Origin of the sequence: Streptomyces sp. I05A-00742 (assembly GCF_013055795.1) — a bacterium.
Taxonomy (GTDB): Bacteria; Actinomycetota; Actinomycetes; order Streptomycetales; family Streptomycetaceae; genus Streptomyces.
Window position 1 is genome coordinate 319,934 of record NZ_JABETO010000001.1, and the last position, 17,896, is coordinate 337,829.

Consider the following 17,896-nt stretch of genomic DNA (forward strand, 5'->3'; position numbering starts at 1 on the left):
GTGGGCACCGCGATTGGGGACGGCATGAGCACTCCTGCACCGGTTCGGCTACTGCGCGGCACCGACCTCCTGGACCTGGGCTTCGGGTTCGTCGGGCTGAAGTTCGAGGACCGGCCCGGGAGTCGGCGGCTCGTCCGTGCCGATCCGCAACAGGAGGGGCTGCTCGTCGTCACCCTGGGCCCGCAGCACGTCGCGGAGTACGCGTTCCTGGAGGAGGAACCCGACCCCGAGCCGCTGACCGTGCCGGTCGGCTCGCTCGTCAGCGGCCGGAGCGTGCTCGTCTTCGAGGTCGGGCCGCAGGACGCGATCGGCTATTCGGAGGCGGGGCTGCTGGGGGCCATGCGGCACCTGCCGCTGCGCGTCGTCGACGCCGCCCGGGAGGCCGACGCGGCGGTGGTGACCGTCCGGCCGGCCGGCACCGGGCCGGCGGCGGGGGACGAGGCGGCGGGGGACGAGGCGGCGGGGGATGAACCCGACGCCACGGCACGGGCCCTCGCCCTCGTACGGCTCCTGCGCACCACCGCCCAGCTCACCGCCCGGTACGGGGCGGAGGCGACCCTCGCCGCGGGCGGCCCGGCGGCCGGGGCCGCGGCTCCCGTGGACCGCGATGACGGCGGCGACCGCGATGACGGCGCCGACCGCGATGACAGCGCCGACCGCGATGACGGCGGCGACCGCCACGTCCACGACGCCCCCGACGACCGCGGCCAACAGCCCGCCACCCCGCCCGGCGCACCCCCTCCCGACGCCTCCGGCGCCCCCGCCCCCCGCGCCCCCCGCGTCCCCGAGAACCCGCTCGCCGACCCCGCCCGCCCCCGCACCGGCATTGAACTGCCCTACCGGCTCCTGCTGTCGCCCCCGCAGCAGGCGCGCTGGATCCACCGGGACGAGGTCGGCGAGCCGGCCCCGGGCGAGCGGGTCGAGCTGTGGCACACCCGGCTCTCCGGCGGCACGGTCCGCGCGGTGTGGAACCGCGACCGCGAACCGGGGACGCCCGCGCCCGCGGTGACCCAGCTGCCGCTGAGCCCACGACACCGCACCGAGATCGTCGAACTCACCTCCCACGACGGGCTGTCGACCTCGGAGGGCAAGCCCTTCACGCCTCTTCCGGTCCGGGCCCGGACCCTGATGCTGTCGGCGCTCGGCGGCTGGCTGGAGAGCCTCGGCCAGTGGCCCGAGCGGCCGGCCGGCGTCGATCTGTCGGAGTGGCGGCAGCTCACCACCCTGGGCCGGGACCACTACGTCCGCGTGATGGACGAGGGGTATCTGTGCCCCTTCGGGCACCCGGCGGCCGTCGTCACGGTCACGGAGCGGAAGGTCAAGGACCCCCGGGCGGCCTTCCTCTTCCAGCGCTACTACGTCGTCGTCCGGCAGCCCCTGCGGACGTTCGACCCCCGGCGCGAGCTGCCCGCCAAGGCCAACGACCCGGCCAGCGACCTCACCAACCTGCTCTTCCCGTTCACCAGCGTCCGGCTGGACACCCTGGTCACCCCCAACCTCATCAGCCTTCCGCACCCGCCCGCGTCCGCCCCGTTCTTCCCGGTGACGCGCACCGAGAACCCGTTCCTCTTCAAGGCCACCGCGGTGGACCACGAGGGCCGGGTCGTCGAGTTCCGCACCCCGCTGCTCTTCGTCCCCGACCACCTGAGCAGGGGGCAGCAGCTCACCGACATCCTCGACGAGTACAACTACCGGGCGCGCCCTCCGCAGCCGACCCCCGGGAGGGGCGTCGTCGACGTCGATCCGCCACCCCTCAACAGGGCCGCGCTGCTGGGGCAGTCCGTGGCCCTGGCGCCGCCCGTCAAGCCGGACGACACCAGCGTCGACGTGGCCCACCTCGTCTGGGGCGCCGCCGCGCCGCCCGCCCTGGCCGTCCCGGACCCGGCGCACCCGGCACCGGGCGCGGCCCACTTCATCCCCCAGCTCAGCTGGGCCACCGCCGCCGTGCCGGCGGTCGGCGCGCTGAGCGGCGCCACCGCCGCCGTGCCCGTGACCTACGCCAAACGCTACGCCCTGTCCGGCTTCGAGGCGGCCACCAAGGGGGCCAGGACGGGCAACCCGGGCGAGGTCTTCCTCAGCGTCCTGCCCGCCGGGGCCGCCGCGCTCGTCATGGACTTCAACAGCGGGCGCGACCGCTCCGGTGGCCTCGTCGCGCCGAGCTTCGACGTGGCGGGCCTGTCCCGGGCGACCGGGCCGGTCGCCGGCACCGGGGACCCGCTCACGGCCCTGGACCGGATCGCGAGCGGGGACTTCGACCCCGGTGACTTCTTCCACCCCTCCGACATCCTCGGCGCCCTCGACATCAACTTCCTCGGTGTCCTCTCGCTCGCCGACATCGTCCGGCGCCTCGTCCCGGGCGACCCGCTGCCGGCGCTCCACGTGCCCAGCTTCCTCACCGAGACCGTCAGTACGGTGACGGGCTTCCTCACCGACCTCCGCCGCGTCCGTGACCTGGCGGGCAACGCGGCGCCCGACCTGCCGCCCGCGGCACGGCAGTTGGCCGACAACGCCCGCAAGCTCGTCGAGCTGATCGCCGCCTTCCTCGCCGAGCAGGTCTCCCACCCCACGCTCCCCAGCGCGGCCCCCCGGGCCGCCGGCCCTCCCGTCACCCTCGGGCAGATCGACTCCGCCTTCGAGGCCTTCTCCACCTCGCTCACCAGCCTCCTCACCTCCCTCCCCGGCACCGCCGACCCGGGGCTCCGCACCCTGCTCACCCGCGTCCGGCAGCAGGCCGACACCTGGTTCACCGCCGCCGGACAGGTGGTTTCCCTGCGCGACGCCCTCCAGCAGGCCGCGCGCGGCTTCAAGCTCCCCGAGACGGTCAACACCCGGATCGAGTGGAACCCGCAGATCAAACAGTGGCCCGAGACGGATCCCGTCTTCGTGCCGCACAAGGAGGGCGACCGGACCGTCGGGCGGCTCTCGCTCGTCGTCGACCTCCGCGGCTCCCTCCGCCCGGACGTGGCCTCCGGTGCCGACATCACCTGCTCGCTGGAGAAGTTCGACCTCGTCCTCATCCCGTCGTTCGAGGCGATGAAGCTGACCTTCGACCGGGTCCGCTTCAGCATGCGGGCCGGGCAGAAGCCGGAGATCGACGTCGGCTTCCGGAAGGTCGAGTTCATCGGGCCGCTGTCCTTCGTCGAGACCCTGCGGCAGCTCATCCCGGTCGACGGCTTCAGCGACCCGCCGGGCATCCAGGTCACCTCGTCCGGCATCGTCGCCCGGTACGGCATCCCGCTGCCCAGCATCGCGGTCGGCGTCTTCAGCCTGGAGAACATCCGCCTGGACGCCTACCTCGACCTGCCGTTCATCGGGAAGCCGCTGGAGATCGGATTCTCCTTCTGCAGCCGCCAGGCCCCGTTCCGGCTCACCGTGTCGATGCTCGGCGGCGGCGGCTTCTTCGGCATCGTCATCACGCCCAAACACGTCGCCGTCCTGGAGGCGTCCCTGGAGTTCGGGGCGGCCCTGTCCATGAACTTCGGGGTGGCGAGCGGGAGTCTGTCCGTGATGGCGGGCATCTACTTCCGGCTGGAGCTCGCCACCTCCGAATGCCGGATCACCGGCTACTTCCGCGCCAGGGGCGAGGTGGACGTCCTCGGCATCGTCTCCGCCTCCATCGAGATCTGCCTGGAACTCACCTACGAGAGCACCAGCGGGACCGTGTACGGCCGGGCCAGGATCAGCATCAGCGTCCACATCGGCTTCTGGTCCCAGTCGGTCACGATCGAGTGCGAGAAACGGTTCCTGGGCGCCGGGCACTCCCTGGCCCCCCTGACAGCCGCCGACACGGCCGCCGACGCCGTGCGGCCCCCGACGTTCGCCGAGATGATGGAGGCCTACACCGACCCGGTGACGGGCCGGCGGCGCGATCCGGTGGACGAGTACTGCACCGCCTTCGCGGAAGTGAGCTGAACCATGCCCGAGACGATCCGGTGGACCGTACTGCCCGACGGAGCCGCCGCCGACGGCAGGCTCCGGCTCACCGTACTGGTCAGCCCCCGCCTGACCGGCGGGACCACCCTCGACGCCTTCCCCGGCTTCCGCGACTGGCCGGACACCCTCCGCCGGTACGCGGCCGCCCTCCAGGTCGAGTTCCGCGCACCCGGCAGCACCGGGCCCGGCACGGCCGTGCCCGTCGCCCCGCAGCAGGGCCGCTTCCCGCCCGCCGACAGCGGCCTCTGGAAGGCGCTCTTCCCGCTCACCACCCCGGTGCGCGCGCCCGGCGGCGCCCTCGCCGCCGCCGCGGCCGTACCGCCCACCCTCCGCTCGTACCCCGGCAAGGCCGTCCACGAGCGGGTCAGCACCCTCTACGAGACCGCCGCCACGGCCACCGCCCTGCGCCGCGCGTTCCCGGGCGGTGGCGAGGGCGCCGCCGCCGCACCGCCGGGGACGTGGGACCACCCCCAGCCGGACGACCTCGACACGCCCCTGCCCGCCCCGCTGCTGGAACTGGCCCGCGGCGTCGCCGCCTCCTACCCCGTCCTCGACGAGCTGATCCGGAGCGGTACCGGCACCGCGGCCGTCGCCCCGAACCCGTTCCGCCCCCGGTACATGGACCGGACCGGCGCCGACTACCGGGCCAACGCCGCCGTCCACAACCTCGCGGAGGCGTACCGCTTCTACGACCGCCCCCAGGTGCCCCCGCCACCCCCTCCCCAGACCGACTTCGACTTCCACAACGCCTGCGCCCTGCTCGCCGACTACCCCGAACTCCTGCGCCGCTTCGGCCTCGCCCTCGACCTGCTGGTCACCCCGCCGGCGGCGCTCGCCGACCGATGGGAGGCGCGCGTCGTCTTCACCGCCGCCGAGGGGCGGCTCAACGAGGACGAGGGCCTGCGCCCGTGGACGGCCCTGCGCTACCTCGCCGGGAGCCGCTTCGAGCCGTACGCCCCGGACGACGGCCCGTACGGGCGGCGGATGCTGCGGCTCGGCGGCGACGGGATCCTCGTCACCGACCTGGACCTGGACGGCGCCGCGATGAAGTTCGTCGAGTTCTCCCGGATCCTCGACCAGACGGTGACCGGGCCCGCCGGCCCCGGGCAGCCCACCGCCCCGGACAGCACGGCCCTGCCCGCCCTGCACGGCGCCGGCCTCACCGTGTTCCAGGACGGCCGGGACGTGACGCTCGCCGACCAGATGGAGGCCGACGCCCGGCACACGGCCGGCGTGGGACCGGCCGGCCTGGCGACGGCCGCCGCCGTCCTCGACGCCTCCCACCTGGTCCGCGGCTACCGCGTCGACGTCGGCCTCGTCGAGGACGCGGATGACGCGACCGGCAGTGTCACCGCCTGGCGCCCGCTGTGCGCCCGGACCGGCAGCTACGCGATCCGCCGTCCCGGACAGCCCGTCCTGCCCCTGGTCGTCGCCCCCGACGAGGGACACGTCAAGGCCGCCGCCGTCACCCACGACAAGACGGACGACAACCAGCTCTACGTCCATCAGGCCCTGTTCGGCTGGCACAACTGGAGCCTGGCCGCCCCGCCGCCCGGCCGGACGCTCGGACCCGACGACCGTCCTCAGGTGCCCGCGCCCGGGGTGTCGCCGGACTTCCCGCTGGACACGTCGTTCCGCCCGGCGCAGGGGACGCTGCCCGCCCTGCGGTTCGGACGGACGTACCGGCTGCGCGCCCGCCTCTGCGACCTCGCCGGCAATGGACTCGGTCCCGGCGCCGACACCGCCGAGGGCACCGCCTCTGCCGCCGTCACCTACCGGCGCTGGGAACCCGTCCCGCCGCCCGTGCTCGTCCCCCGGTGGCCCTTCCTGGAGGGCGAGTCCGAGCCGCGGATGGTCATCCGCAGCACCGTGCACGACGACGGGACGCCGGTGCCGCCCGGCGCCTGGGCGGCGATGCGCAACGGCCAGGTCCCCGACCACCGGGCGGAATCGCCCGTGGACGGCCTCGACCGGCGCTACCGGGACTCCGACGAACGGCACGTCAGCCCCCCGAAGACCCCGCTCCAGGCCGCCGAGCAGCACGGGATGTACGACAACGTGTTCGGCCCCGACAAGGCGGACCTGCTCCGGCGCCGCTACTACGCCGCGGCCTCCCGCGAGGCGGGCAGCTACCTCGACACCGTCGTCAGCCTCCCCGAGAACCCCGACGTCACCACCGACCTCAAGCTCCTCGGCGAGATCAAGGTCGCCAAGCACAACGTGCACGACACCGAGCCGCTGACCGAACTGCCCGTCCCCCGGGGCGCCGGACTCCGCCCCGGCGAGTACGTCGTCCACCGGGGCGCGCAACTGCTGCTGCCCTACCTGCCCGACGTCCTGGCCCGCGGCGTGTCCCTGCGCGGCCTGCCGGGGGCGCCGCCCAACGCCACCTACGACTTCCCCGGACCCTGGCCGCAGGCCCGGCCGCTCCGGCTGAAGATCGTCGAGGGGGAGGGGCCGCCCGTCTGGAGCGGATTCCTGGAGCGCGAACTCACCGTCCGCCTGCCCAAGGCCACCGTCGCCACCGTCCGCGTGAGCTGTCGGCTCGACCCCGCCGACCTGACGCTCTTCCGCAACTGGGAGCTGCTGACCTCCTCCAAGCTGTGGACCGACCCCGACCCGACGACCGGACTGCCGCAGGAGAAGAAGGACGAGCTGACCGCCGCCGCGGCCGGCGGCGAGAACTGGATGCTCACCCCCTGGGCCGAACTCACCCTCGTCCACGCCGTCGAGAAGCCGCTCGCCGAACCGGAGTTGAGCCCGCTCGTCTTCCCCCGCGAGGAGGGCAGCACCTTCACCCCCTTCGAAGGCCGCCTCCACTGCCACGCCCGCAGCACCGGCCGCGTCGACATCGACGCGGCCTGGACCGAGTGGACCGACGACGTCGCCGAGGGCGCGCCCCGGCGCACCGACCGGCACGACCGCGTCGGCCACTTCACCCTGGAGACCTTCCAGAACGACCGCTCGCTCTTCGACCTGCGGCACGAATTCCGCGACACCCGGCACCGCAACGTCATCTACACCCCGACCGCCACCACCCGGTTCCGCGAGTACTTCCACCCGGTCATCACCGACCAGCCCGCGCTGATCACGCGCACCGGCCCGGCGAGCGCCGGCACGGAGGGCCGCGGCTGGGCCGTCCCCAGCTCCCGCCGCCCCGAACCCCCCGACGTCAGCCACCTCGTGCCCACCGTCCGCTGGGAACAGACCGTCGACCACACCCAGCACCGCGTCACCCGCACCCGCCGGCACGCCGGCTTCCGCGTCCACCTCCGCCGCCCCTGGTTCTCCTCGGGCGACGACGAACTCCTCGCCGTCGTCCTCGAATCCGGCACAGGTCCCGCCGACCCCGACCTCCCCGACGAACTCGTCACCCGCTGCGGCACCGACCCCGTCTGGGCCGACCCGACGACCCTGCCCCGGCTCACCCCGCAGAACTTCCCGGGCGCGGCGCTGACGGCCTCCGGCCGGGTGCTCGCCGAACCGGTGGGCGGCAGCCCGGCGACCGTGTCCGTCGCCGCGTTCGCCCCCGGCTTCGACCACGAACTGGGGCTGTGGACCTGCGACATCGACGTCGACCTCGGCCCGGCCGCCGGCACCACGGCCTACTTCCCGTACCTGCGCCTGGCCCTGGCCCGCTACCAGCCGTACTCCGTCGACCCCCTCCACCTGTCCAAAGTGGTGACCGCGGACTTCCTCCAGCTCCTGCCCGACCGGACGGTCACCGCGACCATGACGTCCGCCGGCGCCATCCGGCTGGAGCTCAGCGGCCCGGTCGCCCTGAACGCCCTCGGCAAGCGGGTCGGCACCGGACAGACGGCCATGGCCGCCAGCCGTCGCGTCCTCGCCACCGTCGAACGGCGGGCCGTCGGCAGCGGCGACCTGGACTGGGCGGGCACCGGGACCGTGCTCGAACTCACCTGTGTGCCCAAGGGATCCGGCTTCGTCTGGTCCGGCGACCTCGTCCCCCCGGCACCCCAGCTGCTGCCGCCCTCCGAGTACCGGCTGCTCGTGGAGGAGCACGAGGTCTACGCCACGGACAGCGCCACCGCGACGGGCACGGTGACCCCCGCGGGCGGAGGCGCGGCGGTGCCGGTGAGCCGTCGGCTGATCCACGCCGACCGGTTCGCGCTGACGGTGTCGCTGCTGGGGCGGATCGTGCTCCGGGAGTGACCGGACGCACGGGCGCGGGCCGCACGGCCGCACCGGCGGCCCCTGCGCCGCCGGACGACGCAGGCGGGCCACGGGATTCCGGGGCTCGCGCGGTCGGAGGGGACGGCGCGAGCCCTGGAGGCGTGCGGCGAGCCGGGTGAGGAGTCGGGCGAGGGGTCCGGGTGCGCGGGGCCGCGCGGAGGTCGACCGGTCCATGGGGCACCTAAGTGAAGTCGGAGTAGGCCAGGTGTGTTCCGCACACCCGGCAACGGAAGAGATAGGCGGTGGGCCGGCCGTCCCGCTCGAAGGAGGCGAGATAGCGCTCGATCTCGTCGGCCGACCACTGCCACGCGACGGCTTCCCGGCGCAGGGCGTCCAGGGCGTCGGGGTACGCGGTGAGTTCGGCGGCACCGGCCGGTCCGAGGAAGGCGGCGGCGTCACCGCAGTGGGTGAGCCACACGGAGTCCTGCCAGGCGGCGAAGCCCGGGGTGCGCCGGTCGACGGCCGTCAGGACGGCCTCCGGCACCTCGCCCGCCACCACCCCGCAGAAGCTGATGCCGTACCGCTCCGCGGCGCTGCCGTCCGCTATGCACCAGGGGCAGAGCCGGCCGTGCAGATCCTCGTCGGACGCGGTGTGGACGGGCCCCGTGTAGACGTGACCGCGGGCGCGGGCACAGCAGGGGCAGACCGTGTCCGGGTCGGCGACGACGGAACCGGTGGCCAACGGGTCGGGGTGGTAGGGGAAGACGGGAAGAGCGGTGCTCACGGTGTCGTTCACGAGATCGTCCACAGGGCCTTCTCCGTACGGTGATTGACCAGACGCGCACGCGGACGCGGGAACCGGCCGCCGGGCCGCCGTCCCGCTCGTCCCCTCGTCCTTCCACGCGTCGTTCTTCACGGGAAAAGCATGGCACCCGGCACTGACAACGGCCCCTCCCGGCGATCACCCTGATCCTTCCCCCATGACGGGATCAGGAACGGACCCGGCCCCGCCGGTTGTCCGTGAGCGCCGCGTCGCCGGCGTCGAGGATCCTGCCGAAGACGTGCGCGATCACGGGCTTGGCGAACACGCGGGTGAGCACGGCGCCGAAGGGGAGGGGCACCTGGAAGGTGGTCGTCCACTCGACCAGGGTGCCCCCGGGCACCTCGGAGAACGTCATACGGCCGAGCTCGTGCCGGGCGGACGGAATGCTGCGCTCCACCGTGTAGTCGAAGCCGTGCGGCCGGTTGTAGACGGTGATCCGCTCGCGGAACCAGCCGATCAGCCATGTGTGCAGCCGGACGGCCCCCACCCCGTAGGGCGCCTCCGCGCCCGGCCGGGCCAGCCGGGCCCTGAGGACCCATGGGGAGCGGGTGTAGTTGGTGGTCGTGGCGCACCAGTCGAATACGTCGGTGATCGGCGCCGCGATGATCCGTCGTACCGTCAGGGTCTCCATGTGCCCGTCCCTTCTCTCCTGCGATCTCCTGCGATCTCCTGCGTTCTTCGGCGCGGAGGTGGTTCACGGTCTGGACGACGCAGGGTGCGGAAGCGTGACGGTTTCGGCGGTGACGCGCGTCACGTCGGTGAGCGGGTCGTCGCTCACGGACCTTGACGGGCCGGTTGCTCGATCCGGGTTTCGGGGGGTGGTGGCGGCCCCGGACGGTCGCCCGACCGGCCGTGCCTCACGGGCAAGAGGGCGGCGATGAATGTGATGTGGGTGACGGGCGTCGGTCACCCGTCCTGGTGGGTCGACCGGCCGCCCGTGATCCACCGCCACCGGCCGCGCTGACACAGCGGATGGTCGTCGTGGTCGTAGATCTGCGACTCGTCCGTGCAGTCCCATCCCGGGTGGCGGGCGATGCGGTGGGCCCAGAACGGCCAGTCGATGTAGAAGAGCTCCCAGACGGCGAAGACGGGCCAGAGGACGAGAGCGGCCGTCCACAACAGAGCGACGGAGAAGAGGACGTGAGGGTTGGCGTCCAGCTGGTCGTTCCTCACGTCGTTGTCGGGCGAGGCGGCGCCGTCCTCATGGCCGTACATGAGTACCGACGGCGTCACCTTGTTCGCCGAAAGGAAGGCCTGGCCGACGCTGCCGTAGGCGATGAGCCCCAGGCTCAACTCCAGTGCGTCCATGCTCTACTCCCGGGTGTTGACCCATCGACCGCTGGGTGCGGTACAAAGGAGGTCCCCGCCGCGGACCGGAATTCCACGGCGAGGACCACACCGGTACGGACGGTTGCCGACCGGGAGTCCTCAGCTCATGTGAGGACTGCCGGTCACCGCCCGTTCAGCCATTCCCACAGTTCGCGGAACACAGCAAGGATCCGCTTCCAGTAGGACCGCTTTACCAACCGGTGACGCCCCATGGACGCCCTCCCCTCTACGGGCGCGGCCAGAATTCCGGTGGCCGCTCCGGAGGAAGTCCGGTTCGGACCTCCTGGGCGAGAAGCCCGACGACGGGTCTCCTCGGGAGGGGAGGGCGCGCGAGAGGCGCGGCGCCCACTGTAGCGGCTCAAGTCTCCCAGCCGTGCGGCCAGTTGAGCAGACCCGTAGCCATGTGATAGTGCCGCCCACCCTCCCGTGACTACCCTGAACGCATGCCCCTCACCTGGCCCCCCACCACCCCCGGCCTCCTCACCCTCCCCTCCGGTCGCACCGTGCGGGGACGTGCGCTGCGGCGGCCGTTGCCGGCCGGGCCGGTGCCGGAGTTCGGGGTGTATCTGCTGGGCAAGCGGCCGCCCGAAGTGACGTGGGAGGCCGAGTGGTTGCGGTGGCCGGACTTTCGGTTGCCCAGTAGCGCGGAGCAGGCGCGGGAGGTGCTGCGGGGCGCGTGGGAGCGGGCGGCGGCCGAGCGGGTGGAGCTGGCCTGCGGTGGCGGGCGGGGGAGGACGGGGACGGCGCTCGCGTGTCTGGCGGTGCTGGACGGGGTGCCGGCCGGGGAGGCGGTGGACTGCGTGCGGCGGCACTACGACGCGCACGCCGTCGAGACGCCGTGGCAGAAGCGATTCGTCCGCCGTTTCGGCGGGTGATGGTGGGCGAGAGCGGAGAGCGGCGCGTCAGACCCCGGCCGGTCGCTGCTCCGGGAACAGGTCGGTCAGCAGCCGGTGCGGCCTCCTGCGGAGCGCCTCGCTCACGCGGTCGTCGCGGAGGGACGGATCGGCGCCGGGGCCCTGCCGGATGACGAGGTCCGCCGCGGGCGGAACGGCGTCGCAGGCCGGGCAGAGCCCGGTGGGCGTGACGTCCGTGCCACAGGTCGCGTGGCTGAAGACGCGGCGCGCGCCCTGGGGGGTGAGCCAGCGTTCACCCCATTGCGACAGGGCGAAGACCGTCGGCCAGAGGTCGATCCCGCGCCCGGTGAGGTCGTAGTCGACCTCGACGCCGGTGGCGCGCGGCCGGCGTTCCAGGAGGCCCATCGAGGTCAGGGTCTTGAGCCGGTCGGTGAGGACGGCCCGGGGGATGCCGAGGTGGGCGTGGAAGTCGGCGAAGCGGCGCACTCCGTAGAAGCAGTCGCGGAGGACGAGAAGCGTCCAGCGTTCGCCGATCACCTCCAGGGCGCGCGCCAGTGAGCAGTCCTGATCCGAGTAGCCCCGTCCCAATCCCATGCCCCCAGGTTACCGGTTCATTCACCGAACCACTCTGTGGTTCAATCAATGAACTATGTCGATCCCGCCGGTGCGCCCGGCCTGAACCCGGGAGCAGCAGTGACGCCACCCGCCGAACCCGTCACCCACCGGTCCACCGCCCGGACGACCCTGGCCGTCGCGTGCGCGGCGACCCTGCTCGTCCTCATGAACTTCACCGCCACCCTCCCGACCGCCGGGCTCGTCGCGGCGGACCTCGGCTCCGGCGCCTCGGGGACGACGTGGATCCTCGGCAGCATCGGCGTCGGGCTGGCCGCCAGCCTCATGGCGGCGGGCGGCCTGGCCGACGACCGCGGGCGCAAGCGGACGTTCGTGGCCGGCGGCCTGCTGCTGGTGCTGGCCAGTGCGGTGTGCGCGGCGGCGCCCGGGACGGTGGTGTTCGTGCTCGGCCGCCTCGTGCAGGGCGCCGGGAGCGCCGCCCTGCTGGCCGCCGGGCTCGGCCTCGTCGGGCAGGCCTTCGCCCCCGGGGCCGCGCGGGCGCGGGCCACCGGCCTGTGGGGCGCCATGGTCGGCGGCGGCATCGCCGTCGGGCCGCTGTTCGCCGCGCTGCTGGTCAAGGCCGTGGACTGGCGGTTCTGCTACGTGGCCCTCGCCGTGCTCGCGGCCGGGGTGACGCTCTGGGGCGCGGTGTCCCTGACGGAGTCGCGGAACGAGCGGCGCCGCGGTCTCGACGTCGCCGGCGCGGTGACCCTCGGGCTCGGCATCGCCCTGCTCGTCGCGGCGCTCGTCGAGGGCCGGGGCGGCTGGGGCCGGCCGCGGGTCGTCGTCCTCCTGGTGGCCGCGGTGGTGCTGCTGGCGGCCTTCGCGGTCGTCGAACGGCGCGTCGCCGAACCGCTGTTGGACCTCGCCCTGCTGCGGCGGCCCGCCTTCGTGGCCTCGACGGCCGGGGCGCTGGTCATCGGCGCCGGTGTGGTCGGCCTCATGACGTACGTCCCGATGGTCGCCCAGACCCTGTTCGGGCTGAGCCCGCTGCGGAGCGCCGCGCTCCTGGCGGTCTGGTCCGGCCTGTCGTTCGTGGTCGCGCCGCATGCCCGCCGGCTGGCGGGACGCGTGGGGGACCGCCACCAGGTGGCGGCCGGACTGGTCGTCTGCGGGGCCGGTGAGCTCGCCCTGGCCGGGATCGGCGAGCACTCCTCGTGGTGGCGGTTCCTCCCCGGGCTGGTGGTCGCCGGGGTCGGCAGCGGAGTGGTGAACGCGGCGCTGGCGGGGCTGGCGGTGCGGAGCGTGCCGGCCGACCGCGTGGCGGTGGGCTCGGCCGCGAACAACGCGTCGCGCTACCTCGGTTCGTCCGTCGGGGTCGCCGTGATCGCGGCCGTCCTGGCGGCGGTCCCCCACGGGGGCGGTGCCGCCCACGAGGCGGGCGTCGGCCTGAGCCACGCCGCGATCGCGGCCGGGGTGCTGACGCTGGCCGGAGCCGTGTTCGTCGCGCTGTGCCGGGAGCGGGTGCGGGCGGTGCCCGCGCCGGAGGCGTCCGCGGCGTAGGGCCGGTGACTGCGAGCGGGGCGGTGGAGCGACCGCGGCGCAGGGCCGGTGCCCGCACTGGAGATCGTCGGGGCGACCGCGGCGCAGGGTCGGCACCCGTGCCGGACAGGGCAGGACGGGACGGGACAGGGCAGGGCCGGCCGCGGCGCAGGACCCGCCCCCCGGTTCCCCCGGTCGGCCGACACCCCGTCGTCCGCGCCCCCACCGTCCGTCCGGTGGCGGGGCCTCCCGCGCGGCCGGAGGCTGGCAGGAGGGCCCGGAGACCGCCGGGACCCGCCGCGGCCCGCGACCGTCGAGGAGGCGCCGTGTCCGTGCCCGCCCCCGGCCCCCGCGACGCCGCGCCGCCCACCCGGCGCGGTGCCGTACTGGCCATCTGCTGCGTCGCGCTGATGATGATCGGCGTCGACGTCACCGCCCTGAACGTCGCCCTCCCCGCCATACAGCGCGACCTGGGCTCGTCCGTGGCGGGGATGCAGTGGGCCGTCGACGCCTACAGCCTGTCGATGGCGACCCTGATGCTGCTCGCGGGTTCGACGGGCGACCGGATCGGCCGGCGGCGGGTGCTGCGGGCCGGACTCCTCCTCTTCACCGCCGCCTCGGTGCTGTGCGCGCTCGCTCCCTCCATGGGCGCCCTGATCGGGTTCCGCGTCCTCCAGGGCATCGGGGCCGCCGGGCTGGGCCCGGTCTCCATGTCGATCATCGCCCACACCTTCACCGACCGGGCCGAACGGACCCGTGCCATGGGCGTGTGGATGGGCGCGTACGGCCTCGGGCTCGCCATCGGCCCGCTGGTCGGCGGCCTGCTCGTGGCCGCGGTCGGCTGGCGGGCGGTGTTCTGGCTGAACCTCCCGATCGGGCTCGCCGCCCTGGCCCTCGCCGGGCGGTACGTCCGGGAGTCGCGCTCGGAGCGTCCCCGACGGTCCGACGCCGTCGGCCAGTTGCTCGTGATCACCCTGCTCGGCCCGCTGACGTACGCGGTCATCGAGGCGCCGCACACGGGCTGGACGTCGCCGGTGGTCCTCGCCGCGCTGGCCCTGGCGGTCGCCTCGCTCGTGGGTCTCGTCGGGTACGAGGGCCGCCGCGACGAGCCGTTGATCGAGCTGCGGCTCTTCCGCGACGTGCGCTTCAGCGGGGCGATCGCCGCCGGGATGTGCGTCTTCGGGGCGTTCGGCGGCTTCTTCTTCCTCAGCGCGCTGCGGCTCCAGAACCCCCTGGGGCTGTCCGCGCTGAAGGCGGGGCTGTGGATGCTGCCGCCCTCGGCCGTCCTCGCGGTCTGTTCCCTCTGCGCGGCCCGGCTCGCGGAGCGGTACGGCACACGGCCGTTGCTGGTACTGGCGGGCGGCGCCCTCGCCGCGAGCGGGGCACTGGCGGCGGTCCTGGCCGGTGATCCGTCCGCCCTGGCGCTGGTCGCCGAGTTCGTGTTCTTCGGCATCGGGATCGGCCTGGCCTCCCCGCTGCTCATCACCGCAGGCGTCTCCGGCCTGCCACCGGACCGGGCGGGGCTCGCGTCCGGGCTCTTCACCTCCTGCGGCCGCTCGGCGTTCTCGCTGGGCGTCGCCGTCCTCGGCGCGATCCTGGCCGCCGGGCTGCACGGCGCGCCCCTGCACGACCCCGCCGCCTTCGCCTCCGCCGCCCGGCCCGCCTGGGCGATCGTCGCGGCGTGCGGTGTGGTGGTGGCCGTGCTGGCGGCGGTGAGCACGGCGGGGGGCCGGTCCCTGCCCGGCGGGGGTATGGCCGGGGGCGCGGCGGAGTCGGCGGAATCAGTGGCTCCGGGGGCCGCCGACCGCCGCGCCGGGCGAATCGGGCCGGGAAAGCGGCTCGGTTGAGCGACGCGAGCGCCTGGCAACCGGCCGTTGTGGGCGCTTGATTGGCCGGCCGGAGCGCTTGATGGACCGGCCCGAGTGCTCGGTTGACCGATGGGGGTGTCCTGCTGGCCACTCCGGGCACTTGCCCGGCTGACCGGAGGGCTCGGTTGGCTGGGGCCCGGCCGGCTTGGCGGAAGCGCCCGGGACCGCCTACGGAAGTGCCTCGGCCGGTATCGAGTGCTTGCCCGGCCGACCGGAGGGCACACCCGACCGGAGTGTCCGGTCGGCATGGGGGAAGCGTCCATCCGGCCTGACGGAACGGACCGGCGCGAGTGCCCGGTTGGCCGATCCAGTGCCCTGCTGACCATCCGGCCGCTCGCCCGACCGGCCGCTTGCCCGCTTGCCCGGCCGACTGGCTCGACCGGCCGACCGACCGACGGCTCGGCCGACCGGCCTGACCGGTCGGCTGCCCGGCCGGCTTGGCGGAAACGCCCGGAGCCGACCTGACGGAAGCGCCCGGAGCACCCGGGACTGCCGACGGAAGCGGCTCGGCCGGTCCGCGCGAGCGTCCCGCCGCGCGACGGCCCGCCGTCAGCCGGTACCGCCCCCCGTCAGTCGCCCTCCGTCCTCCGCCGCAGCCCCAGCGAGCTGACGAGATCGCGCAGTTCCGCCTCGTACAGCTTCCCCGGCTCCGCCACCGAAGGGCCGAGGTGCCCGTAGATCTCCAGCCCGATCAGCCCGTACATCCGGCCCCAGACGCGGAAGGCCAGCGCCACCGCGCCGACCGGCACCTCGGGGAGGTGCTCCCGGATCTCCTCGACGAGGGCGGGGGTGAAGTCGGACCAGGTGTGGTCGTCGGTCGGCTGGAGGGTTTCGGCGTACGGCCAGGCGGCCGCGACGAGTTCGATGAGCCCCAGGCAGGCGCGCTGCGACGGCTTGGGTGCCGGGCCGCCGACGGGGGCGACGTAGCCGGCGACGGGGTCCCCGTAGACGAGCCGGAAGCCCTCCGGCTCGGCGAGCGCCCAGTCGCGCACCGCCCGCCACCACGCCTGGAGGCGGGCGGCGGGGTCGTCGGCGGGGCAGGCGTCCCGGGCGGCCTCCGCCCGGTCGACGAGCGCCGTGTGCACGTCCCCGATCAGCGCGGTGACCAGCGCGTCCCGGGTGGCGAAGTAGCTGTAGAGCGCGCTGCCGCTCATGTCCATCTCGCGGGCGATCGCGCGCAGCGAGATGGCGTCGGGGCCGCCCTCGGCCATGAGGCGGAGCGCCGTCGACTTGATCTCCGCGGTGGTCTGGGCGCGCAGCCGGGCCCGTCTGCCCTGCGTCTGTTGGATCACCCTTGACACTTTACAGCGCTTGATTAGAGTGCACCGTATGAAAACTGAACGGTGCACGGAAATCGTGCGCTGCACGACAAGGAATGGGTGGGAGCGGACGCTGAGAACCGGAACGGTGCTGGTTCGACGTGGTGACGGTGGATTACCCGGCGGAGCGGCAAGGGCGAGAGGTGCCGGCGCGAGGTGCAGAAAACTGCACCCCTGAGGCGTAGTCGACCGGATTACGCCTTCCCGTCCCACTTCGTAGCGTCCTCGTCATGACCTCAACGACGGGCACGCCGCCCTCCCCACCTCCCCTGTCCGCCCCGAAAACCCGCCGCGACCTGCTCGTCTACCTCGGAGTGGCGTACGCCGGCATGTGGCTGGCCATGACGCCGCTGCTGGCCACCGGGTTCGAGCGCGGCGACGCCCGCGAGGGCACGGGCACACTGGAACAGGTGTGCATCGCGGCCGCGATGTTCGCCCCGGCACTCGCCGCGTTCCTCGTCGTCCGGTACGTCCGCCGGGAGGGGCGGGTACGGGACGCCCTCGCCCTCCGGTGGCCGAGGCCCCGGGGGCGCGCGGTACGGGAGTGCCTGATGGCCATCGCCGTTCCCGCCGGCCTCACCGCCGCGGCCCTCGTCCTCGGCGCCCTCGCCGGCCGGTACCCCGTCGGCGGGGTGGACCCGGGCGGCCTGGTCGGCTGGGCGGCCGGAGCACTGGTGGGGATGGCGGTGTCCCTGCCGCTGTTCTTCGGCGAGGAACTGGGCTGGCAGGGCTACCTGTTCCCCCGCCTGCTGCGGGACGGCGGCCGGACCCGCCTGCTCAGGGCCTATCTGCTGACCGGCGCCGCCTTCGCCCTCTGGCACCTGCCCACGCTGCTGATGGGCGGGCAGTACCCGGGCCGTCCCTGGTACGTGTCCGTGCCCGCGATGGTGGTGAGCTGCACGCTGGTGCTGCCGGTCTTCACCTGGCTGCGCCTGCGCTCCGGTTCGGTGGTGCCGGCCGTCATCGGCCACGCCTTCGTCAGCTCGATCAGCGTCGGCATGGTCAAGAAGTTCGCCGATCCGGACGCCACGCTCGACCCCCTGCACATGGGCATCACCGGGTGGCCCGGCTGGATCGTCATGGGCGCGTTCGTCGCCTTCCTGGCCCGCACCGGGCGGCTCAAGGCAGGTACAGCGTCATCCGTTTCATGCGTTTCATCTGATTCGTCCACCGACCGTTCACCGCTCACCAGGAGGACCCCGTGACCGCATACGTCATCGTCGAAGCCGACGTGCTGGACGAGGAGGAGGCCGGCAGGTACCACCGGGCGGCGGAGCCGTCCATCCGTGCCCACGGCGGCCGTTACCTCGTGAAGGGGGAGACGCCCGAGGCCGTCGAGGGAGCCTGGCCGTCGTCCCGGCTGATCGTCATCGAGTTCCCCGACATGGACCGGGTCAGGCAGTGGTACGGGTCCCCCGAGTACACCCGGGCCCGGGAGATCCGGCGGACGGCGGTGCGGCTGCGGATGGTGTTCGCCGAGGGCGCCGCCGGATGAGGCCCGGGCCGCGCCACCGCCCGTATGTGCGCAAGGGGCCGTCCGGC

General features: G+C 74.0%; 12 protein-coding genes. 7 read left to right on the forward strand and 5 right to left on the reverse strand.

Annotated features, from left to right (window positions below; translation table 11 throughout):
* Positions 1 to 24: 24 nt before the first annotated feature.
* Together HN013_RS01560 and HN013_RS01565 are read left to right on the forward strand one after the other, a co-directional pair.
* Positions 25 to 3,912 carry a hypothetical protein gene (locus HN013_RS01560; RefSeq protein WP_171162031.1) on the forward strand — a complete coding sequence of 1,296 codons (3,888 nt, stop codon included), beginning with the start codon at positions 25 to 27 and terminating at the stop codon, positions 3,910 to 3,912.
* A gap of 3 nt (positions 3,913 to 3,915) precedes the next feature.
* On the forward strand, positions 3,916 to 8,106 hold the full coding sequence (locus HN013_RS01565) for a hypothetical protein (RefSeq protein WP_171162033.1): 4,191 nt from the start codon (positions 3,916 to 3,918) through the stop codon (positions 8,104 to 8,106).
* A gap of 202 nt (positions 8,107 to 8,308) precedes the next feature.
* On the opposite strand, the gene HN013_RS01570 is transcribed toward HN013_RS01565, so the two are convergent.
* The 3 genes from HN013_RS01570 to HN013_RS01580 all read right to left on the reverse strand — a co-directional run bounded on the left by HN013_RS01570 (position 8,309) and on the right by HN013_RS01580 (position 10,198).
* The gene (locus HN013_RS01570; protein WP_171162035.1) at positions 8,309 to 8,875 is read right to left on the reverse strand and encodes a CbrC family protein; all 567 of its coding nucleotides are present in this window, start codon (positions 8,873 to 8,875) and stop codon (positions 8,309 to 8,311) included.
* 181 nt (positions 8,876 to 9,056) lie between these two features.
* On the reverse strand, positions 9,057 to 9,521 hold the full coding sequence (locus tag HN013_RS01575; protein ID WP_171162037.1) for an SRPBCC family protein: 465 nt from the start codon (positions 9,519 to 9,521) through the stop codon (positions 9,057 to 9,059).
* Positions 9,522 to 9,796: 275 nt separating this feature from the next.
* Complete coding sequence (locus tag HN013_RS01580; protein ID WP_171162039.1) at positions 9,797 to 10,198, reverse strand: hypothetical protein; 402 nt, start codon at positions 10,196 to 10,198, stop codon at positions 9,797 to 9,799.
* Positions 10,199 to 10,662: 464 nt separating this feature from the next.
* On the opposite strand from HN013_RS01580, the gene HN013_RS01585 reads away from it, so the two are divergent.
* On the forward strand, positions 10,663 to 11,094 hold the full coding sequence (locus HN013_RS01585) for a protein-tyrosine phosphatase family protein (protein ID WP_171162041.1): 432 nt from the start codon (positions 10,663 to 10,665) through the stop codon (positions 11,092 to 11,094).
* Positions 11,095 to 11,121: 27 nt separating this feature from the next.
* Here HN013_RS01585 and HN013_RS01590 read toward each other — a convergent pair whose 3' ends face one another.
* Complete coding sequence (locus HN013_RS01590; RefSeq protein WP_171162043.1) at positions 11,122 to 11,667, reverse strand: helix-turn-helix domain-containing protein; 546 nt, start codon at positions 11,665 to 11,667, stop codon at positions 11,122 to 11,124.
* 48 nt (positions 11,668 to 11,715) lie between these two features.
* Between HN013_RS01590 and HN013_RS01595 the strand changes: the two genes are divergently transcribed.
* On the forward strand, positions 11,716 to 13,188 hold the full coding sequence (locus HN013_RS01595) for an MFS transporter (RefSeq protein WP_171162045.1): 1,473 nt from the start codon (positions 11,716 to 11,718) through the stop codon (positions 13,186 to 13,188).
* Between the two features lie 305 nt (positions 13,189 to 13,493).
* Complete coding sequence (locus tag HN013_RS01600) at positions 13,494 to 15,014, forward strand: MFS transporter (RefSeq protein WP_312018459.1); 1,521 nt, start codon at positions 13,494 to 13,496, stop codon at positions 15,012 to 15,014.
* A 590-nt stretch (positions 15,015 to 15,604) separates the two neighbouring features.
* Here the strand turns inward: HN013_RS01600 and HN013_RS01605 are convergent.
* Positions 15,605 to 16,327 carry a TetR/AcrR family transcriptional regulator gene (locus HN013_RS01605; RefSeq protein WP_171162047.1) on the reverse strand — a complete coding sequence of 241 codons (723 nt, stop codon included), beginning with the start codon at positions 16,325 to 16,327 and terminating at the stop codon, positions 15,605 to 15,607.
* Between the two features lie 257 nt (positions 16,328 to 16,584).
* Here HN013_RS01605 and HN013_RS01610 point away from each other — a divergent pair, with 257 nt between their 5' ends.
* Positions 16,585 to 17,559, forward strand: a complete 975-nt coding sequence (locus tag HN013_RS01610; protein ID WP_212763796.1) for a CPBP family intramembrane glutamic endopeptidase — start codon at positions 16,585 to 16,587, stop codon at positions 17,557 to 17,559.
* Entirely contained in the window at positions 17,556 to 17,849 is a 294-nt protein-coding gene (locus HN013_RS01615) for a DUF1330 domain-containing protein (protein ID WP_171162049.1), read from the forward strand. The genes HN013_RS01610 and HN013_RS01615 overlap by 4 nt, the downstream gene beginning before the upstream one ends.
* The last annotated feature ends 47 nt before the right edge of the window (positions 17,850 to 17,896 follow it).

Coding starts and splice junctions, on each gene's coding strand:
- HN013_RS01595 (WP_171162045.1), top strand. CDS start 11,716: ATGAACTATGTCGATCCCGCCGGTGCGCCCGGCCTGAACCCGGGAGCA.
- HN013_RS01585 (WP_171162041.1), top strand. CDS start 10,663: ATGCCCCTCACCTGGCCCCCCACCACCCCCGGCCTCCTCACCCTCCCC.
- HN013_RS01610 (WP_212763796.1), top strand. CDS start 16,585: ATGACCTCAACGACGGGCACGCCGCCCTCCCCACCTCCCCTGTCCGCC.
- HN013_RS01575 (WP_171162037.1), bottom strand. CDS start 9,521: ATGGAGACCCTGACGGTACGACGGATCATCGCGGCGCCGATCACCGAC.
- HN013_RS01590 (WP_171162043.1), bottom strand. CDS start 11,667: ATGGGATTGGGACGGGGCTACTCGGATCAGGACTGCTCACTGGCGCGC.
- HN013_RS01565 (WP_171162033.1), top strand. CDS start 3,916: ATGCCCGAGACGATCCGGTGGACCGTACTGCCCGACGGAGCCGCCGCC.
- HN013_RS01580 (WP_171162039.1), bottom strand. CDS start 10,198: ATGGACGCACTGGAGTTGAGCCTGGGGCTCATCGCCTACGGCAGCGTC.
- HN013_RS01560 (WP_171162031.1), top strand. CDS start 25: ATGAGCACTCCTGCACCGGTTCGGCTACTGCGCGGCACCGACCTCCTG.